At 66.6% G+C, this 21,920-nt stretch carries 22 protein-coding genes; 6 read left to right on the top strand and 16 right to left on the bottom strand.

What is annotated here, in order from left to right; translation table 11 throughout:
* From BLS74_RS13170 to BLS74_RS13115, 12 genes are all read right to left on the bottom strand, one after another.
* On the bottom strand, positions 1–486 hold the full coding sequence (locus BLS74_RS13170; RefSeq protein WP_170855589.1) for a DUF3592 domain-containing protein: 486 nt from the start codon (positions 484–486) through the stop codon (positions 1–3).
* Positions 467–841 (bottom strand): DUF4406 domain-containing protein, encoded by a 375-nt coding sequence (locus tag BLS74_RS13165; RefSeq protein ID WP_212733658.1) that lies wholly within the window; start codon positions 839–841, stop codon positions 467–469. Before BLS74_RS13165 ends, BLS74_RS13170 begins: the two co-directional genes overlap by 20 nt.
* The gene (locus tag BLS74_RS13160) at positions 838–1,620 is read right to left on the bottom strand and encodes a class I SAM-dependent methyltransferase (protein ID WP_093106751.1); all 783 of its coding nucleotides are present in this window, start codon (positions 1,618–1,620) and stop codon (positions 838–840) included. Before BLS74_RS13160 ends, BLS74_RS13165 begins: the two co-directional genes overlap by 4 nt.
* A 14-nt stretch (positions 1,621–1,634) precedes the next feature.
* Entirely contained in the window at positions 1,635–2,189 is a 555-nt protein-coding gene (locus tag BLS74_RS13155; protein ID WP_093106749.1) for a DUF2867 domain-containing protein, read from the bottom strand.
* 18 nt (positions 2,190–2,207) lie between these two features.
* Positions 2,208–2,579 carry a cupin domain-containing protein gene (locus BLS74_RS13150; protein WP_093106747.1) on the bottom strand — a complete coding sequence of 124 codons (372 nt, stop codon included), beginning with the start codon at positions 2,577–2,579 and terminating at the stop codon, positions 2,208–2,210.
* Between the two features lie 22 nt (positions 2,580–2,601).
* A complete protein-coding gene (locus BLS74_RS13145) occupies positions 2,602–3,105 on the bottom strand; it encodes a DinB family protein (RefSeq protein WP_093106744.1) in 504 nt (167 codons plus the stop codon).
* Between the two features lie 29 nt (positions 3,106–3,134).
* Positions 3,135–3,524 carry a RidA family protein gene (locus BLS74_RS13140; protein WP_093106742.1) on the bottom strand — a complete coding sequence of 130 codons (390 nt, stop codon included), beginning with the start codon at positions 3,522–3,524 and terminating at the stop codon, positions 3,135–3,137.
* Positions 3,525–3,586: 62 nt separating this feature from the next.
* Positions 3,587–4,489 carry a GFA family protein gene (locus tag BLS74_RS13135; RefSeq protein WP_139191677.1) on the bottom strand — a complete coding sequence of 301 codons (903 nt, stop codon included), beginning with the start codon at positions 4,487–4,489 and terminating at the stop codon, positions 3,587–3,589.
* 72 nt (positions 4,490–4,561) lie between these two features.
* The gene (locus tag BLS74_RS13130; RefSeq protein WP_093106736.1) at positions 4,562–5,302 is read right to left on the bottom strand and encodes a phytanoyl-CoA dioxygenase family protein; all 741 of its coding nucleotides are present in this window, start codon (positions 5,300–5,302) and stop codon (positions 4,562–4,564) included.
* Complete coding sequence (locus BLS74_RS13125; RefSeq protein ID WP_093106734.1) at positions 5,302–5,607, bottom strand: DUF1330 domain-containing protein; 306 nt, start codon at positions 5,605–5,607, stop codon at positions 5,302–5,304. The genes BLS74_RS13130 and BLS74_RS13125 overlap by 1 nt, the downstream gene beginning before the upstream one ends.
* A 93-nt stretch (positions 5,608–5,700) precedes the next feature.
* Complete coding sequence (locus tag BLS74_RS13120; protein ID WP_093106731.1) at positions 5,701–6,279, bottom strand: GNAT family N-acetyltransferase; 579 nt, start codon at positions 6,277–6,279, stop codon at positions 5,701–5,703.
* A 43-nt stretch (positions 6,280–6,322) separates the two neighbouring features.
* Positions 6,323–12,247 carry an alpha-2-macroglobulin family protein gene (locus BLS74_RS13115; RefSeq protein WP_093106860.1) on the bottom strand — a complete coding sequence of 1,975 codons (5,925 nt, stop codon included), beginning with the start codon at positions 12,245–12,247 and terminating at the stop codon, positions 6,323–6,325.
* A 176-nt stretch (positions 12,248–12,423) separates the two neighbouring features.
* On the opposite strand from BLS74_RS13115, the gene BLS74_RS13110 reads away from it, so the two are divergent.
* The 4 genes from BLS74_RS13110 to BLS74_RS13095 all read left to right on the top strand — a co-directional run bounded on the left by BLS74_RS13110 (position 12,424) and on the right by BLS74_RS13095 (position 16,222).
* Entirely contained in the window at positions 12,424–13,620 is a 1,197-nt protein-coding gene (locus tag BLS74_RS13110) for a glycosyltransferase family 4 protein (RefSeq protein WP_212733657.1), read from the top strand.
* 48 nt (positions 13,621–13,668) lie between these two features.
* On the top strand, positions 13,669–14,820 hold the full coding sequence (gene opgC / locus BLS74_RS13105) for an OpgC domain-containing protein (protein WP_139191679.1): 1,152 nt from the start codon (positions 13,669–13,671) through the stop codon (positions 14,818–14,820).
* A gap of 95 nt (positions 14,821–14,915) precedes the next feature.
* Positions 14,916–15,425: a nuclear transport factor 2 family protein gene (locus BLS74_RS13100; RefSeq protein WP_093106725.1), complete on the top strand. Its 510-nt coding sequence runs from the start codon at positions 14,916–14,918 to the stop codon at positions 15,423–15,425.
* A 128-nt stretch (positions 15,426–15,553) separates the two neighbouring features.
* Positions 15,554–16,222, top strand: coding sequence for a two-partner secretion domain-containing protein (locus tag BLS74_RS13095; protein ID WP_093106723.1), 669 nt, complete (start codon positions 15,554–15,556; stop codon positions 16,220–16,222).
* A gap of 28 nt (positions 16,223–16,250) precedes the next feature.
* On the opposite strand, the gene BLS74_RS13090 is transcribed toward BLS74_RS13095, so the two are convergent.
* From BLS74_RS13090 to BLS74_RS13080, 3 genes are read right to left on the bottom strand one after another with little or no spacing between them, the layout of a single operon-like run.
* Positions 16,251–17,003 carry an SGNH/GDSL hydrolase family protein gene (locus BLS74_RS13090; protein WP_093106720.1) on the bottom strand — a complete coding sequence of 251 codons (753 nt, stop codon included), beginning with the start codon at positions 17,001–17,003 and terminating at the stop codon, positions 16,251–16,253.
* A 2-nt stretch (positions 17,004–17,005) separates the two neighbouring features.
* Positions 17,006–17,764 carry an anti-sigma factor gene (locus BLS74_RS13085; protein WP_093106716.1) on the bottom strand — a complete coding sequence of 253 codons (759 nt, stop codon included), beginning with the start codon at positions 17,762–17,764 and terminating at the stop codon, positions 17,006–17,008.
* 19 nt (positions 17,765–17,783) lie between these two features.
* Positions 17,784–18,359 carry an RNA polymerase sigma factor gene (locus tag BLS74_RS13080; protein ID WP_244503859.1) on the bottom strand — a complete coding sequence of 192 codons (576 nt, stop codon included), beginning with the start codon at positions 18,357–18,359 and terminating at the stop codon, positions 17,784–17,786.
* A 150-nt stretch (positions 18,360–18,509) separates the two neighbouring features.
* Here BLS74_RS13080 and BLS74_RS13075 point away from each other — a divergent pair, with 150 nt between their 5' ends.
* Together BLS74_RS13075 and BLS74_RS13070 are read left to right on the top strand one after the other, a co-directional pair.
* Positions 18,510–19,058, top strand: coding sequence for a DUF3455 domain-containing protein (locus tag BLS74_RS13075; protein WP_093106709.1), 549 nt, complete (start codon positions 18,510–18,512; stop codon positions 19,056–19,058).
* 53 nt (positions 19,059–19,111) lie between these two features.
* A complete protein-coding gene (locus BLS74_RS13070) occupies positions 19,112–20,410 on the top strand; it encodes a DUF4013 domain-containing protein (RefSeq protein ID WP_093106706.1) in 1,299 nt (432 codons plus the stop codon).
* Between the two features lie 40 nt (positions 20,411–20,450).
* Here BLS74_RS13070 and BLS74_RS13065 read toward each other — a convergent pair whose 3' ends face one another.
* On the bottom strand, positions 20,451–21,917 hold the full coding sequence (locus tag BLS74_RS13065; protein ID WP_093106703.1) for a rhomboid family protein: 1,467 nt from the start codon (positions 21,915–21,917) through the stop codon (positions 20,451–20,453).
* Between the last annotated feature and the right edge of the window lie 3 nt (positions 21,918–21,920).

Below are 21,920 nucleotides of genomic sequence, written 5' to 3'. Positions count from 1 at the left end.
TTAGCGCGTCTCTTTTCGTTTGCGCAAGCCGTAGGCCAAAAAGCCAAGCCCCAGAGCTGCGATGGGAAGCAGGTACAGCAGCACGCCGAGCCGGGGTTTGCTTCTGTCGATCACGGCCTGCGTGGGATCGGCCTTGTCCACATACACATGCACCGAGCTTCCCACCGGGAAGCGCGCCACGACCGCCTCCACCGAAGCGGCATCGCGCCATCCGTCGCCGGCAAAGAAGTAGCGATCGCTCTGGTACGCCTTACCGCCCATGTTGTAGCGGTAGACGATGCGCGGCGAGAAGGATTCGCCATGCGTGGCCGCCGTGCTGCCGCTGGATCGAACCGAGGCCTCGACGACCGTTGCGCCGACGGGGATGAAGGAGGAATGCGCTTGCGACTGCCGCACGTAGGAACCGAGCGCGGCGTAGATGAAATAGAAGGCCGCGATCAGGATGACGAGACCACCCACGGCGATGTCATAGCGGCGTGTCGGCACCGGGTATTTCCTCGAGCGCGTAGTACACGGCCTTTCCGTGCTGCCTGGCGAGGGCCACCATCTCGTCGGCGCCCGCAGACGCACCGCCGATGCGCAGGCAGCCATCGCACTGGGCGACCAGCCTGCGCGAGATGGGGTGGAAGATCTCGTTGAACACGGCATCTCCAATGCGCTTGGAGCCCGCGTGCTCGATGAGCGGAAGCGCGAACCACTCGCCCATGACGGGCAGGTGGCCGGCGCGGAACAACTGGAGCGAGGCTTCGGTCATCGCCGCGACGTTCCGGGCGATGAGCAAAGGGTCGTCGTTCGTGCCGGAACGGTAGGGGCCGGCGACCAGGATCATCTGGGGGTTCACTCTTCACTCCTGTTGGGCAGGCGGTTCTGCTCGGTGGCTTTGGTTCCGATCACGAGGGGCTGATAAAAAGCCCCATCGACACGCTTGACGTCCTGAAAGCCGGCTTCGTGCATCAGCTCGCAGAGCTTGTCGATGGAAACGGCGTAGTACTTCGACCGCATGGCGTGTGTTTCGACTTCCAGAGTGGAGAGATCTTCCTCGATGAAGAAGAAGCTCAGGTCGTAGTGCTCGCCCACGAAGTCCCAGACCTGGAACAGCAGATAGCGCTTGCCGTTCTCGGTGCGAACGCCATAGGGCTTGACGAGATTCTTGCCTCGCGCTTCCAGCGCGTAGTCTCTGACGGAAATGATGCATCCACCACCCGTGCGCAGGCAAGCGAACATCTGCCGGAACGCAAGCAGAAGATCATCGTCGGTGAGCAGGTGCGGCACGGAGTTGTCGCACGAGATGACCAGGTCGAAGCGCGAGCCGTGAAGAGCGTGCGCCTCGCGCATGTCGCCCACCGAGAAATCGATATCGATCTTCCTGGCGCGCGCTTCATGTCCTGCTCGCTCGATCTCCTTGGCGGACAGGTCCGAGCCGGTCACCGAATAGCCACGCTCTGCGAGCGCGATGGCTTGCGTCCCGATTCCGCAGGACACGTCCAGCACGCTCCTGTGGCCTGGCCATTCGGACTCGATGAGCTTGGAGAGCTGCTCGCCTTGCCGGCGAACGCTGGCATCCCAGTCCTGGTAGATCAGGTGATAGAAGGGAGCGAGTTCGTCGTAGAAGTCCGTCATGTGCGGGCTACCCCTCACTCGGTTCGCGAAAGAGCCGGCCACCCGGCACGAGCGGCTCTGCGCATGATGGACTGAACCACCAATCGATGGAAGGGTGCGATGAGCCGGATGTACGTGCGCCCCAGGAGGTTGTGGCAATGCACGACGGTGGACACGACCAGGTAGGGCGCGCTTTCCGTGGCGACGGTCCGCGTCTGGTGCAACACCGACACCCGGAAGTCCAGGTGCTTGTCGTCTTCGCCCAGCAGGATTTCGTGCGTGCCCTTCTCATAGATCTTGAAGATCGAGATGCGCTTGTCGTTGCGCGAACCGGCAGAAGGGCCTTTCAGCTGGCCTGATGTCTTGAGGCCGAAGCCGGCAACGAGCGCATCACGGATTCGCATCAGACCTGCGATCCACGGCGCTTGCTGGGAGAAGAGAAAACGCGCAAGCAGCTCGGGATCGGTGATCGCATCATTCGGCAGGCGGACCGCGTAGGCGTCGGCCAGGTCCGTCGTCGCGTACGCGCGAGCGACGCGTGATTCGCCGGGAAGCGCCACGCAGGCTACAGACCAATCTTCGTCATGCATGGGGAGTGATTCGGTTGCTCACACGGGACGCAACTGCTCGCTCAGCGAGCGGGTCTTCTCGGTCACGACATCGCCCGTATGCAGCGTCGACTTGCGCTCGATCAGCATGAGATGGCATTCCTCTTCGGCCACCGGGTTGTGGCGTACGCCCTTGGGAACGACGAACATCTCGCCTTCGCCGAGCTCGACCGGGCCGCTTTCCATTTCGATGCGCAAGTGACCCTTGAGCACGAGGAAGAGCTCGTCCTCGTTCTCATGGCTGTGCCAGGCCAGCGAGCCGTGAACCTTGGCGACCTTGATGTAGGCGTCGTCGACCTCCGCGACGACGCGCGGCGACCAGAACTCGGTGAGCGAAGCAGCGATTTGCTTGGGGGAGGCGATATTCGACATGGATTCTTTCGGTGGGTGAGCGTCAACTGGCGTGAACACGCGAGGCTTCGATCTTTCCAAGCAGCCATTGCAGGCCCGCCAGATGCTGCTGGTCATGGCTGCAAAGATAGTGCACCAGGCTGCGCAGCGACAGCGGGCCGTAGCCTTCGAACATTGCAGTGCGATCGAACTGTTCGTCGGTCAGACCGGTGATGAGCGCGAGGGTCTTCGTGCGTGCCTCCCTGAAAGAGGCGAAGACGGCGGCCGTATCGGCCGTGGCGTAGGAGCGCGACTTGGCAAGCTCTTCGCTTTCGATGGATGCGAGCAAGGGGTTGGACTCATTCAGCGTGCGCTGGAAGCGCACGTGATAGCCCTCGATCTCGATGTCGCGCACATGGCAGACCTGCTCGATGGCGGTAAATGCTTCGCTGGGCACGCCATCCCAGGACGGCGGTGCCCAGTGCTTGAACGCCGCCGGAATGGCGGCGTAGTGCGCCTCCAGTTGTTGTGGGAAGCTTTCGAGTGCGTGGAGCGTGATGGGGTTCATGAGAATTGCGTGAGCTGCGACTGCCGGCCTCAGGCTTGTGAACGCTTCCGGGCCGTGACTTCGATCTCGATCTTCATGCGCGGGTCCGCCAGCCCGGCAGAGATCATCATCGCCGCCGGGCGCACCTCGCCGAAGTACTTGCGCAGCACCGGCCAGCATGATTCGAACTCGGCGCCGTTCGGCAGCACGTAGGTGACACGCACCACGTCCTTCATGTTCGCAGCGGCCCGCTGCAGCGCGGACTCGATGTTCTTCAGGCACTGCTCGGCCTGCTCGACCACGCTGTCCGAGATGGTCATCGTTGCGTAGTCGAAGCCCGTGGTGCCTGAAACAAACACCCAGTCGCCATCGACGACGGCGCGCGAGTAGCCGATCTGCTCTTCGAAGGTGGAACCGGAGCTGATGAGTTTTCGGGTCATGGGGTATCCATCGAGGTGAAGTGGAGGAAAGATCGAAGGCAGGCGTTCTTATCGAAAGAAGTTCAGGCATCTTGTGGCTCGAAACCTGACTCTCCTCCGAACTGAGGCAAGGCATCGTTGATGGTGTGCCATGCTGCCTTGTGGCTGACGAAGTAGTGAGCGGAGGGTTTGGCCGGTAGCTCGCCCTCGATAGCGCCCGCGGGAACGCCAACTACATTGGAGAAGCGAGCGTCGCTGGTGTAGACGTGCGAGCCGCAGACCTTGCAAAAGTGGCGCGTGACATTCTCGGTGGCCTGGAAGACTGAAAGAGAAGCCTGCCCTGAGAGGCTGAGTGCTTCCTTGGCGAAACTCACCCAGGTGGTGAACGCGGCGCCGCTCAAACGACGGCACTGCCCACAATGGCATTGGACGACGCTTCGTGGTGTGCCCCCACAGCGGAACCGGACTGCTCCGCAGAAGCAGCCGCCGGTTGCGACGATGGGTGCGGGTGCTTTCATGAGGGGTGTGAAGAAAGCGCCTAAGGGTTGACGCAAGCGGCGCCGCTGGGCGTTTGCTTGATTGATAGGACGGGTGGTGCCTGTTGCATTCCGCAGCCGTTCGATTTCCCCCGCAGCGATGTCTCGGTGAAATGCTGACTCCTCGAGGGTGATGTACTCCTGGAAGGTTTCGACAGCGCTCTCGAGATCTCCGGCGAGCTCATACTCCGATGCCTGGAACATGTACCGCGTCAGCAGGCGGTTCGACTCAGAGTGTTCGCTGGGTTGTTTGAGGTACTCCGGCATGAGCTCCGGCGCGACTTCGTAGACCCGTTGTCGTAGCTCGCTGATCTCCGCCAAGGCCTCGCCAACCCGTTCGATGTTCTCTCGCACCGGTGCGAGTTTTGCGTCGCGAATCTCGCTCGCCGCATGATCGAGCAAGGTGGCAGCCACCGACAACAGACGATGAATGGATTCAGGCGTTGCCACGATTGATGCACCTAGCGATCGAGGAGAGCGGCCCGACCCGGATCGCCGAGACAGGTCCGCCTGTTGGAAGGGTTAGACCGCATACTGCCACCGCAGACCATGCGGGAGTGAACGCGGGCCGAAGACGAAGTGTAGGACGCGACGGCGGCTCTTGCCTGCGGCCTTGGACGACGCGTGCAACAGCAGGGGGCGCATGACGAGGGCCGCTCCTTGCTCGGCTTGGCACCTCATCTCTGTGGCTGGGTTGCGGGTGAGAACGGCAACGTTGGGCTCAATGCGGCCGTGAAGATGCGAACCAGGGACAACACGAAGAGGGCCGTCATCCGCTGTACAGGCGTCAAGATGGACGCGCACGGCGACCAATTGCTCCAGGAGGTCGACAGGCGCTTGAACGAAGAGCGATCCCTCCTTTTCCGACCAGCCGCGAAGGCTTGGTTCGTCGACCCGATCAGCGACGGGAATGCTGAGATCCTGGTGTATGGGCACCAGCCAGTTGTGTGCGAGGGACTTCTCGAAGTACGTGCATTGGACGGCAACATGCTCCGTCGGAACCAGCAAGGATGGGGCCATGTGCTGGCGAAGGCGCCGCGCCAGCGAGGTGCACCACGATTGCGGCAGCAGGCAACGCGTGCCGCCTGAGGGTGTGCTGAGTTGCAAGTGGGCAGAGATGGATTCGCATTCTTCTGCCCGCAGCACGTCCGGGACGAGCGAGAAGCCTTCAGCCGCGAACGAATCGGCCTGCGAACGGAAACCGATCGGACGAGGTGATTCGCTGAAACGACAGGTTGGCCGGGTCACATGCGGCCCTGGCATCAAGACGGTTGCGGACCGTCGTAGCCCTCGATGATGACCAGGTCGATGGTGGAAACAGGCACACGCAACTTGAGCGCTTCCTGATACTCGGCCGACTTCCAGCAGTCGAGGGCAGCCTGGTACGACGGGAACTCGATCACGACGTTGCGCGTGCGGCTGGTGCCCTCGGGATTCTCGAAGCGGCCGGCGCGCACGAGGAAGTGCGCCCCGAACATCTTGAAAGGCTTTGCATTGGCTTCGACGTAAGCCTTGTAGGCCTCCGTGTCGGCGACGTCGACCCGGGCGATCCAGTATCCCTTTGGCATTTGCGTTCTCCTTCGATCGCAGGAATTCTTGCTCAATTGCCGGGAGGCCGGCAACTCAACGCGGAAACTTGAGGCACCTGAGACGTTGACGGCTCAAGTGGGCTTGAGGCGCACGACGGGCCGCTGCGGCTTGCGACGCGCAACTTCCTTGAAGCCCACGCGGTCGTACATCGACTTGGCACCGAACCACATCTGATCGTCATTGGCCCGGCCGGGTTTGTCCACGGGGTAGGCCTCGAGCAGCTTGGCGCCCTGTTTCCTGGCGTAGGCAATGGCTCCGTCGAGGAGCGCCTGCGCCACGCCCTGGCCGCGATGCTCGGATGGCACAACGAAACAGATGATCGACCAGACGGGCCGGTCGTCGACCGCCTTCATCACGGGTGAGCGCTTGAGCCTGGCATATTCCTCGCGTGGGCCGAGCGATACCCAGCCGACCGGGACTTTGCCGCGATAGCCGATGAGGCCTGGTGGCGTGCCGGCGTCCACGAGTTCTTTCAGGTCCGCGCGATCGGCCTGAGCACGCGTTGTCCCTGAGGGCAAGGCTCCTTGAGCGCCGCTTCGGCGGTAGTGCATGCACCAGCACCCACGAGCCACCGAGCACCCCTTGGCATTGAGCAGCGCTTCGAGGTCAGGCCAGCGCTCGGGCGTGAGGGGCAGGACTGTGAGCTTCATGGGGCTTGCTCAGGGCGCCATGTCGGCATGCGCGGGCCACTCTTCACTTCGCCGCCTCCACCTTCACCCGCCCATTCGGCACCTCCCCGAACATCTCCGGCGCATACAAGGCCTCGACCCGGCTCGGCGGCAGCGCAAAGTCCCCGACGTTGTTCAGGCGAACCGTGTACTCCATCTTCACCACCCCCTTCGGCAGGTGCTGGTAGTAGCTGCGGAAGGCCTCGAAGCTGCGTTCCTCGAAAGCCGGCCAGCCGGCGCCGGAGCGCTTCTCGCCCTGCGTCGCGATCTGCGAATCGCGGCTCAGGCCGCCGCCGAGGATGGTGGCGCCGCCGGGGATCGGGTCGGTGATCGCGACCCAGGTCATGTCGGCGCTGGCGTTGACTTCCAGGCTCACGCGCAGCACGTCGCCGCGCGTGTAGATGCCCTGCACGGCCTGCTCGACCGGGGTGATGGTCTTCTTGATCGCATAGCCGGCCGCGAAAGGCGCCTTGAGCTGCACGGCAGCGATGGACTGCAGCGTGAGCCAGGGCTTGCCGCTGCCGGACTGCGTGACCAGCAAAGTGTCGCGCGCCGCGTTCGATGCCGGCCAGGGCAGGAACATGGCGTTGTTGCGCAGGTTGCCCGGCGAGGCGGGGGCGCCGAAGGCCGTGGTCTGGTTCGGCGCGCCGCCGGCGTCGCTGGTCTTGATGCGCTCGACCTTGCGCCAGTCCACCTGGGCCTTGATGGCGCCGAGGTTGGCCGCGGTGATGCCCGCGACCGGCGCGCTTTCGAACTGCTTCGAGAATTTTTCCAGCGCCAGCCCGCCCCACAGGTTGGCGGTGGTGGTGTGCCACGCGCCGTTCTGCTGGCGGCCGATGAAGCCGGTGGCGAGCTTGCCGATGTCGTCCTTCCAGGCCGGATCGTCCAGCACGGTGAGCAGCAGGCGTGCGGTGTTGACGTCGCCGTTGGTCATCAGCCACCACCAGTAGTCCTCGCGCTCGGTGCTGAAGACCAGCTTGGTCCCTTGATAAGACAGGCGCGCCTTGAGCACGTTGTCCGCCTCGGCCATGCGCTGCTGGCGCTGCGGCACGTCTTGCACGCGCTTGAGGATGTTGAGCCAGTCGATGACGGCGCTGGTCGGCCACTGGTTGGGCGCGATGGTGATGCTGCCGGCCATGCGGCCCTGCGCCTTGCCGTAGCGCGAGAGCGCTTCCAGTGCGGCGAGCTTGCGCACGTCGAGATCCTTCTGCGGGCTCCAGAACTCGCGCTGGATCCTGCCTTCGACGAAGGCGATCAGGCCCTGCTCCATGGGCGCGCGCGCCGCATCGGGCAGCGCGAAGGCCGGATCGAGCGCCGCCGCTTCGTGCGTGGCCGCGAGGAGGTAGGCCGTCAGGATGTCGCTGCCGCGGTTGGCTTCACCGTCGCGCGGCGGGAAGTAGTTGGCCAGGCCGTCGCTGTCGAGGTAGCTCGGCAGCTGCGCCACCACCGTCTGCCAGGCCTTGCCGTCGCGCAGGCCGATGGACTTGCTGGCCTTCTGCTCCAGGCAGGCATAGGGGTAGGCGGCGAACCAGTCGCGCACGCCCGTCAGGCCTTCGGCCAGCCGGGGCTGCAGGGAAAGCTTCAAGCCGCCGCGGCCGGGCAGGGCGTCGGCGGGCGGCGCCACGTCGAGCGTGAAGGGCCCGTCGAGCTGCACCAGCGTGGCCTGCTGCACCGTCAGCGGCACGCCCGGCACGATGCGCTGGCGCAGCTTGAGCGCATCGCGCGCGCCGCCGATCGTGTCCTTGGCCTCGATCTCCCACAGCAGCGCCTCGGCGCGCGTCTGCGCGAGCTGCGCGGGCGCGGTCACGCTCCATGCGAGCTCGCGCGCCTCGCCGGGCGGGATATCGACCGTCTGCGCCTCCAGCTTGAGGAGCGTGGCACGCGGCGTGGCTTCGACCTTCATCGCCTTCTGCGTCGTATTGCGCAGCGTGATCTGGGCGCGGAACTGGTCGTCCTCGCGCACCAGCGGCGGCAGGCCGCTGACGATCTGCAGGTCCTGCGTGGCCTGGATCGAGGTCTGGCCGGTGCCGAACAGGCCGGTGCCCGCGTCGGCCACCGCGACGATCCTGAAGGTGGTCAGCGCGTCGTTGAGCGGCACCGTCACCGTGGCCTGTCCGTTGGCGTCGAGCACCACCGCCGGGTTCCACAAGAGCAGGGTGTCGAGCAGCTCGCGCGTCTGGCCCTTGCCGCCGCCGCCGCCCGCGGGCACGGCCTTGCGGCCGTAGTGCCGACGGCCGACGATTTCCATCTGCGCCGTCGAGGTGCTCACGCCCCAGCTGCGCCGCTGCAGCATGGCTTCGAGCAGCTTCCAGCTGTCGTTGGGCATCAGTTCCAGCAGCGCCTGGTCGACCGCGGCCAGCGCCACCTCGGCGCCGGCGGCTGGCTTGCCGTCGGGCAGCTTGGCCGAGATGGTGACCAGCGCCTTGCCGCGCACCGGATAGCTGGGCTTGTCGCTCGACACCTTGACCTCGATCTGATGCGCCTGCGTGCCGACGCGGATCTCGGCCAGGCCCAGCCGGTAGGCCGGCTTGCTCAGGTCGACCAGCGCGGTCGGCGCCACGTACTCCTTGCCCTCGTACCAGAAGGCGGTCCACCATTCGCGCGGCGCCTTGAAGCCCCAGGTGAAGAAGCTGTACCACGGCACTTCGCGCAGCCGGCCGCGCAGCGCGAGCACGCTCACGTAGGCGTTGGGCCCCCACTCGGGCTTGACCCGCAGGCTCACCGTCGGATCCTGGCCGTTGAGCTGCACCACCTGCGTCTCGATCACGCCCTCGCGCTCCACCGACACCAGCGCAGTCGCAAAGCGAAAGGGGCTGCGCACCTGGAACTTGGCCGTCTCGCCGGGCTGGTAGCTCTTCTTCTCGGGCAGCACGTCGATGCGGTCGTGGTCCTCGCCGCCGAACCAGAGCTCGCCCTGCTTCGTGACGTAGACCGAGCTCGCGGCGCGGCTGTCGCGGCCGTCTTTGTCGGTGGCGCTGGCGATCAGTTCGACCTGGCCGGCTTCCTTGAGCTCGGCCTCGCACAGCAGCAGGCCGCGCGCATCGCTCTTGCCGCTGCACACGGTGCCGATCTCCTTGACCTCGGTCTTGTTGTCATAGGTGTAGAAGCCGCCCACCATGCGCTTGCGGCTGGTGGTGGTGATGCGCGCGATGGCACGCACGTTGAGCGTCACGCCTTCCTGCGGCTTTCCGCTCAGTCCAAGCGCCAGCGCCTGGAACTTGAGCTTCTGGCTGGTCGAGACCCAGCCCTCGGTCTTGATGCCGGCGATCACGGCCGCGGGCCACAGCGTCTGCACGCTGCGCAAGGTCTGCACCTCGCCGTTGGGGTCGGAGTAGGTGGCTTCGAGCAGCAGCTCGCGCGGCGTGGCCTTGGCAACGGGAATCTTCTCGATCGTGAGCTTGCCGGCGCCGTCCTTGCTGAGCGTGAGCGGCAGCTTGTCGGCGATCACCCGCAGGTCCTGGGCGGCCGAATCGGATTCGTCGGCGTCGACCGCGATGAGGCCATCCTTGCGCGGCGGCGAGAAGCTGAAGGCGTCGAAGTCGGCGAACGAGAGGCTTTTGGCTCGCACCGCCGCCGACACGCGCACCGGCAGGTTGGCCGCGGCGCCGCCGGCCACGTAGTTGATCTGCACCTCGGTGGGCAGCGAAGTCGCGGCCACCAGCGGTTTCTTCTCGCTGGGCGCGATGCGGCCTTCGAGCACCGGCAGGCGGAACTCCTCGACGCGGAACTGGCCGGTGCTGGAGCTGCGCATGCCGCCTTGGTCGCCGTCCGTGCCTTCCTTGCCGCTCTTGAGCTCGACCTGGTAGACGCCGAGCTTGGCCGCGGACGGAATCGCGAAAGTATTCTCGCCGCTCTGCCCGCCGGTCGCGGTCTTGCGCCACTTGAGCGGCTGGGTGTACTGCTGGCCGCTGCCCACATGCGTCACGACCAGCGTGTCCGGCAGGGTCTGCGGCAGCCCGAAGCCCTTGCTGGTCTGGGTGCGGATCAGGTGCTTCATCGACACGGTTTCGCCGGCGCGCAGCAGCGTGCGGTCGAACACCGTGTGGGCGACGCGGTCGGCCTGCGGCTCCAAGCTGGTCGGCACGTTGAAACGCCAGGGCTCGATGCCGCGCTGCCAGTCGCTCCAGGTGAAGGCGAGGTCTTCCACGCCCTTGTCGTCCTTGGCGCGGGCGCTCACGAAGTAAGCGTCGCCGCTGTAGTCGTCTTCGGTGGAGCAGCTCGGCGCGTTCGGCGCGATGCCGGCGAGCTGCACCAGCCCGCGCGCATCGGTGCTGCCCGCGGCCACCTCGCGGCCGTTGCAGTCCGAGACGCGCACGGCGGCGTTGGCCACCACCTTGCCCTTGTCCAGCGTCGTGACCCAGGCCACCGCGTTCTCGCGCCCCAGCTTGAAGTGCACCGCGAGGTTGGTGGCCAGCGCCGTGGTGCGCACGTACATCGTGCGGCCGGTGCCGTAGCGCTCGTCGAGCAGCGCGTCGCCGAGTTTTTGCGATGCGATCTCGAGCACGTGGAAGCCGGGCGCGAGCGGGATGCCGATCACCTCGAAGGGCCGCGGATCGCCGCCCTCGGCCTTGGGCATGTCCAGCGTCTTCACGTTGGCCTGGCCGCCGAGCAACGAGACCATGCGGGTCTGGATGCGCTCGCGCTCGTCCTTGTCGATCACCTTGGGCAACGCACCCTTCACGTCGCGCGCGGCCTCCTTGCGGTCGATCGTGTAATTGCTGTCATAGCGCCGGACCTTGCGGAACCACGCGATGATCTCGGCGTCGGTTTTCGGGTTCATGTCGCTGACCTTGCCCGGGGTGAGCGCCTGCACCTGCAGCGCGGGCTCGACGCGCCGCACCGTCACCGGCATCAGCGCCGCGCCGCCGGGCTCGGCCAGGCGCTCGACCACGCCGAAAGGCGAGGCGGCGAACTTGGCCAGCGGCGGCATGGCGCCGGTCGCGACCTTGAGCGGAAAGCTGTCGGGCGAGGCCAGCGCGCGGCCCGAGGCATCCACGAACTTCGCCGGCAGCTCGATCGTGAAGGGCGTCTGCTCGGCGAAAGGCGGTGGGAAGCTCACCGAGTCGACCACCGCATCCTCGGCGGCGTTCTCGTCGTCGAACTTCGGCTTGATCGTCTTGCCGCCGCCTTTGAGCGTGATCTGCGCCGCCAGCTTGCGCGACACCGGCGCATTGAACTGCAGCACCATCGGCTTGAGCGGCAGGCAGGCCGACTGCGCGCTCTCGCGCTCGCAGCTGAAGGACACGGCGAAGGGCTCGCGCACCTGGAAGCTGAGCCGCCGCTCGATGTTGTTGAGCACGCCCGAGGGCGTGGCGACGCCCTTGCCGTAGACCAGCTGCACGCGGCCGCCCGGCGTCAGCGTGCGATTGCACTGCAGCGTGACGAAGCGCAGCGGCGCCTTCTCGGCTTCCTTGTCGCGGCTGAAGGCCTTGAGCAGGGCAGTGCGCTGCTCGCCCTCGACGAGCTTGACCGGAATGCGCTCGCCGACGCCGTCGGCCTGGCACCAGACGTTCTCGCGCACGCTCTCGAGCGTGGCCGGCCCGTTGAGTTCGAGCATGAACTGCTGCTCTTCGTCGATCTTGCCGTAGCTCGGCTGGTGGTTGCGCACGAAGGGACCGCCGCTGTTGAACTGGTAGCGCTCCGGGCCGGTGAGGTCGGCGCCGGAAGCCGACTTGAACGAACTCACCCGTGTCACCGTGCAGCGCACGCCGGGCGGCAGGTCGTTCTCGAAGTCGTACACCCACTGCTTCTCGCCGGTCCAGCGACCGGTGCCCTTGGCCGCCTGCGCGTCGGTGCAGCTCACGGCCAGCGGAGCGGGTGCCTTGGGGTCGCCGAAGTTGACGGCCGCCTGGTCGAACTTGGCCACCACCTGCCGGATGCGCGCCACCTCGCCCTGCGGCGTGAGGCTGGTGATCTGCAGCGCATGGGCGCCGAGAGAGATATAGGCCAGTGCGGCGGCCGCGAGGGCACGCGTTGTCGTTCTCGTTTTCAACAGACTTCTCCTTCGGGGCGCGAGCGTAGCGCAACTCGGCGCGTTCGCCCCTGGCACGCCATAGGCCTCCACTATGATCGATCGATATGAAACTGTTGTTGAGCCACCCTGCAGGCAACCAGAATGTGCGCGCAATGCTCGATGGCTTGGAAACAGCCGGCATGCTGGCCCGCTTCTCGACCACGCTCGCCGTATCGCCGGACAGCTTTGCACTGAAGCTGGTGCCCGAGGGGCTGAGCCGCGACCTGCTGCGGCGGCGCTTCAAGGTGCCGCGCGAGAAAATCCTCCAGCACCCCTGGCGCGAGGTAGCGCGGGCCGTGTGCAACAAGGTCGGCTGGAGCTATCCGCTGCGCCACGAAAATGGCTTTGCCTCGATCGACGGCGTGCTGCAGGATTTCGATCGCTTCACCGCCGGGGTCTTGCCGGGGGTGCACCGGCAGTACGGCCTGGGCGCCGTCTACACCTACGAGGACTCCGCCCTCGACACTTTCAAGGCCGCGAAAGCGCTGGACCTGAAATGCGTCTACGACCTGCCCATTTCCTTCTGGGAAGTAGGTCGCCGGCTGATGGAGGATGAACTGCAGCGCCTGCCGGCCTGGGCCGGCGCCATGGGCGGCGGCATGTCCGACTCGCCGGCCAAGCTGGAGCGCAAGGCGCAGGAGCTGGCGTTGGCCGACCTGGTGGTGGTGCCCAGCCGCTTCGTGGCCGACTCGCTGCCCTCCTGGGCCGCGCAGAAGGCCAAGGTGCTGTCGCCCTTCGGCTCGCCGGCAACGACCGGCACGCCCTCGCGCGAGGCGCCCGATCCGTCGCGGCCGCTGCGCGTGCTCTTCGTGGGCTCCATGGGCCAGCGCAAGGGCCTGGCCGACCTGTTCCAGGCCATGCAGCTGCTCAAGGGCGAGAACATCGAGCTCGTCGTCATGGGCTCCCTGCTCAACGACCTGGCCTTCTACCGCAGCCAGTACCCGGGCTTCACGCACGAGAAGGGCCGCCCGCATGCCGAGGTGCTGAAGCTGATGCGCAGCTGCGACGTCTTCTGCCTGCCCTCGCTCTACGAAGGGCGCGCGCTGGTGATGCAGGAGGCGATGAGCCAGGGCCTGCCGGTCGTCATCACGCCCAACACCGGCGGCGAGGATCTCGTGATCGAGGGCAAGACCGGCTTCCTGGTGCCCATCCGCTCGCCCGAGAAGATCGCCGAGAAGCTCGCCTGGTTCAACCAGAACCGGCAAGAGCTTCCCGCGATGAAAGAGGCGGCGATGCAGCATGCGGCCAGCTACACCTGGCAGAACTACAGCCAGGTCGTGATCGACGCGATCCGCAAGCTGGCGCCGTAGCGAATCCACCTGCCTGACCGCCGAGCAATGACGCCCGGCACCCCTCCGATGAATCGCTACTGGGAAATCGATGCGCTGCGCGGCTTGATGCTCGTGCTGATGACGGTCACCCACCTGCCGACGCGCTTCACCGATCCGCTGGGGCAGCCCTTCGGCTTCGTCTCGGCGGCCGAGGGCTTCGTCCTGCTGTCGGCCTTCGTCGCCGGGCTGGTCTACACGCGCATCGGGCAGCGGCAGGGCGTCGATTCGATGCGCCGCGCCTTCTGGCGGCGCGCGCTCAAGGTCTACATGGCGCAGGCGGCGACGCTGTTGTTCCTCTTCACCATCATCGGCACGGTCGGCACGCGCATCGACCAGCCGGCTGTGAAGAACCTGCTCTCCTACTACCTCGCGGATCCGTCCGAAGCCTTCGTCTTCTCGCTGCTGCTGGTGTACGAGCCGGCCTTGCTCGACATCCTGCCGATGTACATCTTCTTCATGCTGATGAGCCCGTGGGTGCTGGCCTTCGCGCTGCGCCACGGCTGGACCGGCGTGGTGGTCGCCAGCGCGACGCTGTGGGCGCTGGCGCAGTTCGGGCTGAGCGAGCGGCTCTATGAGCTGGCGGTGCGCTATCTCGGCCTGCCCGTGCCCTTCCACGAGATGGGCGCCTTCAATGCCTTCGCCTGGCAGTTCCTGTGGTTCGCGGGGCTGTGGATGGGGGCGAGCCGCAACGCGCCCGATGCGAAGCCGTTCCGGTTCCCGAATTGGCTGGTGGCGCTGGCCGCGGCGGCAGCGTTGTACGGCTTCTGGTGGCGGCACCACGGTATCAATGGCCAGGCGCCCTTCGGCGGCGACGAGCAGATGAACCTGCTGTTCGACAAGTGGCAGCTCGGGCCGCTGCGCATCGTCAACCTCGTGGTGCTCGGCATCCTCGCAGTGCGCTTCGGGCCGGCCTTCATGCGGCGCATCCCGCGAATGCGCCGGCTCGAAGCCATGGGCTCGGCATCGCTGCCGGTGTTCTGCGCGCACCTGGTGGCGGTGCTGCTGGTGCTGGCCTTCTATGGCGACAGTCAGACGGCGCGGCCTTGGTGGGGCGATGTGCTGCTGCTGGTGGCGGTGTTCGGCTGGCTCTACGCAGTTGGACGCACCGCGCTCTGGCTGGGGCGCCGGGCCCGGGCCCGGGACAAGAACGACAACGCTCCCACCGTCTGGCCGGACTGAGCATTAGTTCACGCAAGTCGATGGAAATTTCGGCACGCGCGTGGGACGGGCCGAGCCGTGCGCCGGTTCGCGACAACATCGCGGGGAGGAGAAATATGACCATCGAACTGAACGCAAGACCGCTGCGGGCCGGCGGCTACCTGTTGGCCATGCTCGCGCTCGTGGCCTGTTCGCCGCGCGTGCCCAGCAAGCTCGACGAGCCCATGATCCAAAGCCTCACCAGTGCGGGTGCACGCGCGGCCGCGCAGCGTGATGCCACTGCCTTGTGCAGCCAGCTCACCGACGACGCAAAGATCCGCCTCGTGGAGGTGCGCTTCACGGGTTCGGACATCAAGCGCTTCGATAAGCCGCAGTGGTGCGAGCACCTGAAGCTAGGCTACGCGGCCATGCCTGCCAACGTGGAGGTGAGCACCAGCGTGAACCTGCGCTCCATCGCCATCGCAGCCGACGGCAAGAGCGCAAGCCTGGAGGCGGATGTCATAGAAGAAATCAACCTGGGCGGGCGCGGCCTGCGCATGACCAGCCAGCAGAGCGCTACCGTGGTGCTGGTGGCGGGGCAGGCCAAGTACGCGGAGGTGAGTGCGCGTATCACAGGCGGGCAGTGAGCTGAGGCCATCGCGGCTCGGCACTTCGGCGCTAAGGTGGCGCCGCGACAATTGATCAGATTCCCTCGGGCAGTCCCAACCCAGAATCGCGCCTGTTCCGGCTGCGCTCTTTCAGGGACGGAACAACAATGAACAAGCGATTCCATCGCGTGGTCTTCAATGCCGCGCGCGGGCTGAGGGTGGTCGTGCAGGAGACTGCACGCAGGGCGGGTGGGGCGCAGATCGTGGTGGCGCTGCTCGCGGCGGCGCCTTCATCGGCCCAGATCGTTGGAGCACCCAACGTACCAGGCCACCTGCGGCCCACGGTGCTGGTCGCGCCCAACGGCGTACCCCTGATTAACATCCAGACCCCCTGCGCGGCCGGCGTCTCGCGCAATCTCTTCAACCAGTTCGACGTCCAGCGCGGCGGCGCGATCCTCAACAACAGCCGCACCGATGTGCAGACGCAATTGGGCGGCTTCGTCCAAGGGAATCCCTACCTGGCGACCGGGCCCGCGCACATCATCCTCAACGAAGTCGTCAGCGGCAATACGCAGGGCACCGAGCAGGGCATCGAGGGCCAGAACATCGCCATCAGCACCGGCACGCTGACCAACACCTCGGGCGCCATCCGCGCCGACGTCAACACCACCATCACCAGCGGCGGCACCATTGCTGCCGGCAACACCGTCACCCTGGAATTCATCTGGAGCGGCAATGCTGCATGCGGTCTGGCCGTGACGGATGCCACGGCGCCGGATGCGCCGGTTCCTGTGCTGCCTGCGGAAGTGATCGAGGACTGTCTCGCACCAGGGTGAGCGCCACTTTCCTGCTGGAGCAATCGGACTAGGGCACAACAGCAGAGGCCGCCGCGGGCAGGTGCCCCGCAATCACCGACCGCCACAACCTGTACCCCTCGTCATTGAGATGCAGCATGTCCCCGCGGAACAACTCCGCGCGCGGCCTTCCGTCAGCACCGAGCATCGGCGTATAGATATCGATGTACTCGCTGTTCGGCAGCCGATTCAGGTACGCCCCGATGATGTCGTTGGTCTCGCGCATCTGCGGCAGCAGCTTCTCGCGCGAAGGGCTGGGCTTGATCGAGATGTAGCTGATGCGCGTGTCCGGCAGTTCGGCGCGCACGGCGTTGGCAAAGCGGGCAAAGCTCTCCAGCACCTGCAGCGGCGTGTGGCCTTCGGCCAGGTCGTTGTCGCCGGCGTAGACCAGCACGTGGCGGGGCTTGTGGCGCACCACGAGTTCGCGGGCGAAGTAGCTGCAGTCGGCCATGGTCGAACCGCCGAAGCCGCGGTTGATGACCACCGGTAGTTGCGGGAAGTCTTGCGCGAGCCGGGTCCAGAAGCGGATGGTGGAGCTGCCGACGAAGAGCACGCCGCCTTCGGCGGGCGGGTTCTGCTTGTCGGCACGCGCGAAAGCGGCGAGCTCGCTCTGCCAGCGGCTTTGGGCGGCGAGGTAGGCCGGCGAGGGTGCCGTATCCGTGGCGGCGGGCTGCGCCTGCGATGGGAGCGCCGTCAGCAGCAACAGCAGTGCAAGCGGAAGGAGGAGGGCGAGGCGGGTGGCGGCAACAACAACAAGGTTCATCGTCAAAGCGTCTTCTCGATCAGCGGCCCCTTGAACAGCACAGGTCCGGTTGGCCCGCGCTCGCTGGGCACGCCGCCCTTGGGTTCGAGGCTGATGGCCAGCGCCGGCACGGAGCGCACGTCGGCTTCCCGCGCCGTCAGCTTGAGCGCCGCATCGCGGCCGAGCACGCCGAGCGAGCGCGGCGCGCCGCCGGGGGGCAGGGCCCACAGTTGCAACGACTTGTCCTCGCCTTCGCGATAAGCGCCGACGCGTTGCAAGACCAGCTGGCGGTTCTTGGGGTCGAAGGTCACCAGCATGGAGGGCGCCGCCTGGTCGTCCGACAGCACTGCGACGTACTGCACGGCCGGCGCGTTGCGCAGCTGTTCGCTGAGGTTCACGCCGACCAGGACGGCCATCACGGTGGCGAGTGCGCCGGCCGCCGCCGCGCCGCGCCAGAGCGCCAGGCTGCGCAGCCAGCCGGCCTTGGGCGGCGCCGCTTCGGGCGTGGCCGGCACGGCGCGCTGGCGTGCGATGGCCTGCTGCTCTTGCTCGGCGTCGATCAGGTTGCGGATGCGGGTCCAGACGGCGGCATCGGGCACCACCGGCTTTTGCAGCTCGGCCATGCTGGCGAGCCGGCCTTGCCAGACCAGCGCGGCGGCGCGCACCGGCGCCTGTTCGCGCGCGATGGCTTCGAAGCGCCGGCGGGCGCCGCCGCGCAGGGTGCCGAGCGCATGGCTCGCGGCCAGCAGGTCGAGCAGTTGAGGGTTGGCGGGCAGGTTCATGGTGCTGCGGCTGTCTTCTTCATGCGAACCGGTGCATGCAGGTGCGAAGTTTCTCCAGGCCGCGCCGGATCCAGGTCTTGACGGTGCCCAACGGCAGCTTCAATTGCTCGGCCAGTTCGCCGTGGCTGAGGTCGCGCAGATAGGCCAGGCTCAACACCTCGCGCTGCCGGCCTTCGAGTTGGCTCAGGCACTGGTGCAGCGCCCAGGCCTGCTCGCTGGCGTCCGCGGCGTCCATCGGGTTCGGCGCATCGGACTCGAGGGTGTCGGCCATCAGCTCGTCGAATTCCTGGGTCAGCTGGGCACGGTCGGCGGTGCGGCGGCGCAGCAGGTCGAGCGAGCGGCTGCGCACGATCAGGCCCAGCCAGGCCAGCGGCGGGCTCAGCGAGGCGCGGTAGTCGCCGGCCACGCGCCAGATGGTCAGGAAGGATTCCTGCAGCACGTCCTCGGCCCACTCGCGCTGCCGCACCACGCGCATCGCCAGGCCGAAGAGCTTGGGCGCGGTGCGGTCGTAGAGCAGGCGCAGCGCCGCTTCGTCGCGCCGGCCGATGCGGTCGATCAGTGCCATCAGTTCGGCGTCGGGGCTGGGTGCACTCATGCGCGGATTGTGGAGCATCGGTTCTCATAGGGACGATACGGCGGGCGCAACCCGACGGATTCAGTGCGGGCTGAATCCAGCAGCGCCGATGCCGCGTATGAGCGAATGAGCTTCCCCTCCTTCATCACCCTCAGACCCAAGGAATCGACCATGACCATCCGCAGCCTCTGCGCCCTCGCGGCCGCCGCCAGCCTCGCCGCCTGTTCCGGCATGGGCATGAACAAGCCCATGATGTATTCGCAAACCAGCCTGCCCGACAGCGTCAAGGTGCCGACCGGGCACAAGGTCGCCATGGAAACGGTCGGCGCCGGCGACATCAGCTACGAATGCCGCGTCAAGGCCAACGCGCCCGGCCAGCACGAATGGGTCTTCGTCGGCCCCGATGCCAAGCTGATGGATCGCGGTGGCAAGCAGGTCGGCAAGTACTACGGCCCGCCCGCCACCTGGGAGAGCATGGACGGCTCCAAGCTCACCGGCACGCAAGTCGCCGTCGCGCCCAACGGCACCGGCAACATCCCCTTCCAGCTCGTGAAGGCCAACCCGGCGATGGGCAGCGGCGCGATGCAGGGCGTGAGCTACATCCAACGTGTCGCCACGCAGGGCGGCGTGGCGCCGGCCATGGCCTGCGGCGCTTCGTCGTTGGGCCAGAAGCAGGTGGTGAAGTACCAGGCCGACTACATCTTCTATCGCGCGATGTAGGCCGGCCGCGACAACGTGAAACATATACTGGGCGCTCCCTTGTTGGAGCGCCCATGCAAGAGCAAACAAGCCCTGCGCCTCGCCCGTTCTGGCACCGCCTGAACACTTTTTTCGCCTTTCCCTTCCAGCTCCAGCCACTCGGCTATGCGGCGCTGCTGGCGCTCAGCAGCCTGCTGTTTCACGTGGTGTTCTTCCTGCCGCAGGCGCTGGTCCTGCTGCTGGTGGAGCTCGGCATCGTGCTGGCGGCCAGCCGCTACGGCTTCAAGGTGATGGCGCTCGGCGCGCGCGGCATCGTGCGCGCCAGCGATTTCCCGCGCAATCTCGAGGACGAGTGGACGAACCTGCCCTGGAAGCTGTTCGCGCTGCTGGTGCTGCAGGGTGTCGTGGCCGGCTTCGTCGGCGCCTGGAGCCAGGTGCTGGGCTACGTCGCGCTGTTCGTGCTCTCGTTCACGCTGCCTGCGACCACGATGGTGCTGGTGCAGTCGGGCAGCTTCTGGCAGGCGCTGAATCCGGGTTATGTGTGGGAGACGATGCGCGCGGTCGGCTGGCCTTACGCGCTGCTGTGCGTGTTCCTGTTCCTGCTGAACTCCGGCGCGCAGATCGCGATCGTCATGCTGCTGCCGGTGATGAGCGGCTGGTTCGCGCTGCCGGCCGTCAACTTCGTGATGATCTATTTCAGCTGGGTCATGGCCAGCCTGCTGGGTTACGTGATGTACCAGAACCATGCGGCGCTCGGCATCGACCTGCTGCCCGGTGCCGGCGCCGACGACCGTGCGCTCGACACCCGCACGCCGGCGCAGGTCGCCCAGCAGATCACCGACTCGCTGGTGGCGCAGATGGTGACCGACGGCGACATCGCCGGGGCGCTGGCGCTGGCCTACGAAGAGCAGCGCACGCAGCCGGAGGACCTGGTCGCGCAGCGCCGCTACCACCGCATCCTGCTGCTGGCGCCGGACAAGACGGCGACGCTGCTGGACCATGGGCGGCGGCTGATCGCAATGCTGCTGGCGCGCGATCTCGCCTCGGAGGCGCTCAAGGTCTACAAGGCCTGCCGCCAGAAGGATCCTGGCTTCGTGCTCGAGGACCCGCTGGGCACGATGGCGCTGGCGCGCGCCGAGTGGCGCAACGGCGAGGCGAAGGCATCGCTGGCGCTGCTGTCCGGCTTCGACAAGCGCTTTCGCGGGCATACCGCGATTCCGCAGGCCTACGAGCTGGCCGCGCGCGTGCTGGTGCAGGGGCTCAACCGGCGCGACATGGCGCAGCCGATCCTGACGACGCTGGAAGCGCGCTATCCCGAGAGCGAGCAGACGCAGGAGGTGCGCTGGCTGCTGCGCGAGGTGCCGCAGGGTTGAGAGGTCTTGCGCCCTCTCCCAGAGGGAGAGGGGGAAAAAGTCAGCCCTTCTGCAGCATCCGCGTCACCATGTCCTCGGGCGCCAGCCGCAGCAGGTGTGGCAGCCAGCCGAGCGCCTGCTCGCGCCGCCCGGCCTGCATCAGCCCGTTGGCGCAGAGCGAAAGCGTGTCGGCCAGGTCCGGATGCTCGGGCGCAGTCTTCAGCAGCGCCTGGCACAGCCGCTCGGCATCGGTGAACTGCTGAGCGCGCGTGAAGCGCCGCGCGAGCCGCGCCATGTCGTCGGGCTTGAGGCGCGCGCCAGGTTTGGCGTGGTCGAGGTAGGTCTTGTAGCTCGCATGCTGCAGTTCCAGCGTGGCAGGGTCCTGCGGTTTGAGCCGGAAGATGCGGTGCGCCGCGCGATGGAAGTCGTCGCCGGCGGGCCAGAGCTTCGCGGTGTTGAACCAGGCGCGCAGGGTGTCGGCGTCGTCGGGCTGGAGTTGCGCGGCCGCGCGCCATTCGGCACAGGCCGCTTCGAATTTCATCTCGCCTGCGAGACGGCGTGCCGACGCGACGTGCTGTGCAAAGGCGTCCGGTGTTTTCGAAGCCGGCGCCTCGGGCAGTTGAAGCCGGCGCCAGCGCATCGCCGCGGCCATCAGCAGGGCACCCGTCAGCAGACCGCCCAGGTGCGCCATATAGGCGATGCCCTGGCCGCCGACGAAGTGCTGCAGCAGCTCGTTGGCGATCCATGCGGGTAGCAGGATCAGCGCCGGCGCGGTGACGTAGTTGAAGTAGAAGAAGAGCTGGTAGAAGAAGCGGATGCGCCGCAGCCGGTACATCACCGCGTACATGCCCATCAGCGCCGACACCGCGCCCGATGCGCCGAGGCCATAGCTGCCCTTGCCCGCATAGGCCCAGGCCGCCAGCGCCGACGCGCCGACTGCACCGAGCAGATAGAAGCTCAGGTAGAGGCCGCGGCCCAGCGCGAGTTCGACCGAAAAGCCGAACAGGAACAGGAAGAGCATGTTGCCCAGCAGGTGGCCGGTGCTGCCGTGCAGGAAGGCCGAGGTGATCCAGGTCCAGGGCTCGAACGCGGCATCCTTGTTGTGGTCCTGCGACCAGCGCGTGGTGAAGGGAGCGGGCAGCTGGGCCTCGTACTGCTGCCGGTCGCGCTTCCACTGGGCGTACTGTGGATGGGCGGGCGTGATCACCGCGTCGCCGTGCAGCTTCTTCAGAAAGACTTTTTCCTGCTGCAGGCCTTCGAGCAGGGGCTCGAATTCGCCGCGGGCCAGCAGCCGCCGCGCCGCCGGCGCGTTCGCCGAGCGGGTTTCCTGCAGCCAGGCGACGAAGGGCGGCAGCTCCAGCTTGGGCAGCACGCTTTGTACGTAGAACTGCGCGGCGCGTTGCTCCGCCTTGTCTTCGGCGCGCTGCGGTCCCCAGAACACGAGCATGTTCACGAGGATCAGCAGCACGGTCATCCATGGCGGGTTGCGCCAGGTCGGCCGGCTCTCGAGCGGGATGGCGTAGAACAAGGC

The organism is Variovorax sp. CF079 (genome assembly GCF_900101545.1).
Classification (GTDB): domain Bacteria; phylum Pseudomonadota; class Gammaproteobacteria; order Burkholderiales; family Burkholderiaceae_C; genus Variovorax.
The sequence above is the reverse complement of the archived record's forward strand: the minus strand, read 5'-3'. Positions and strand labels throughout refer to the sequence as shown.

What these genes read in the sequence shown, in the direction of transcription:
- BLS74_RS13100 (WP_093106725.1), top strand. Translation starts at nt 14,916, where the DNA reads ATGACCATCGAACTGAACGCAAGACCGCTGCGGGCCGGCGGCTACCTG.
- BLS74_RS13150 (WP_093106747.1), bottom strand. Translation starts at nt 2,579, where the DNA reads ATGTCGAATATCGCCTCCCCCAAGCAAATCGCTGCTTCGCTCACCGAG.
- BLS74_RS13160 (WP_093106751.1), bottom strand. Translation starts at nt 1,620, where the DNA reads ATGACGGACTTCTACGACGAACTCGCTCCCTTCTATCACCTGATCTAC.
- BLS74_RS13125 (WP_093106734.1), bottom strand. Translation starts at nt 5,607, where the DNA reads ATGCCAAAGGGATACTGGATCGCCCGGGTCGACGTCGCCGACACGGAG.
- BLS74_RS13140 (WP_093106742.1), bottom strand. Translation starts at nt 3,524, where the DNA reads ATGACCCGAAAACTCATCAGCTCCGGTTCCACCTTCGAAGAGCAGATC.
- BLS74_RS13155 (WP_093106749.1), bottom strand. Translation starts at nt 2,189, where the DNA reads ATGCATGACGAAGATTGGTCTGTAGCCTGCGTGGCGCTTCCCGGCGAA.
- BLS74_RS13130 (WP_093106736.1), bottom strand. Translation starts at nt 5,302, where the DNA reads ATGCCAGGGCCGCATGTGACCCGGCCAACCTGTCGTTTCAGCGAATCA.
- opgC (WP_139191679.1), top strand. Translation starts at nt 13,669, where the DNA reads ATGAATCGCTACTGGGAAATCGATGCGCTGCGCGGCTTGATGCTCGTG.
- BLS74_RS13120 (WP_093106731.1), bottom strand. Translation starts at nt 6,279, where the DNA reads ATGAAGCTCACAGTCCTGCCCCTCACGCCCGAGCGCTGGCCTGACCTC.
- BLS74_RS13075 (WP_093106709.1), top strand. Translation starts at nt 18,510, where the DNA reads ATGACCATCCGCAGCCTCTGCGCCCTCGCGGCCGCCGCCAGCCTCGCC.
- BLS74_RS13095 (WP_093106723.1), top strand. Translation starts at nt 15,554, where the DNA reads ATGAACAAGCGATTCCATCGCGTGGTCTTCAATGCCGCGCGCGGGCTG.
- BLS74_RS13070 (WP_093106706.1), top strand. Translation starts at nt 19,112, where the DNA reads ATGCAAGAGCAAACAAGCCCTGCGCCTCGCCCGTTCTGGCACCGCCTG.
- BLS74_RS13090 (WP_093106720.1), bottom strand. Translation starts at nt 17,003, where the DNA reads ATGAACCTTGTTGTTGTTGCCGCCACCCGCCTCGCCCTCCTCCTTCCG.
- BLS74_RS13110 (WP_212733657.1), top strand. Translation starts at nt 12,424, where the DNA reads ATGCTCGATGGCTTGGAAACAGCCGGCATGCTGGCCCGCTTCTCGACC.
- BLS74_RS13085 (WP_093106716.1), bottom strand. Translation starts at nt 17,764, where the DNA reads ATGAACCTGCCCGCCAACCCTCAACTGCTCGACCTGCTGGCCGCGAGC.
- BLS74_RS13145 (WP_093106744.1), bottom strand. Translation starts at nt 3,105, where the DNA reads ATGAACCCCATCACGCTCCACGCACTCGAAAGCTTCCCACAACAACTG.
- BLS74_RS13080 (WP_244503859.1), bottom strand. Translation starts at nt 18,359, where the DNA reads ATGAGTGCACCCAGCCCCGACGCCGAACTGATGGCACTGATCGACCGC.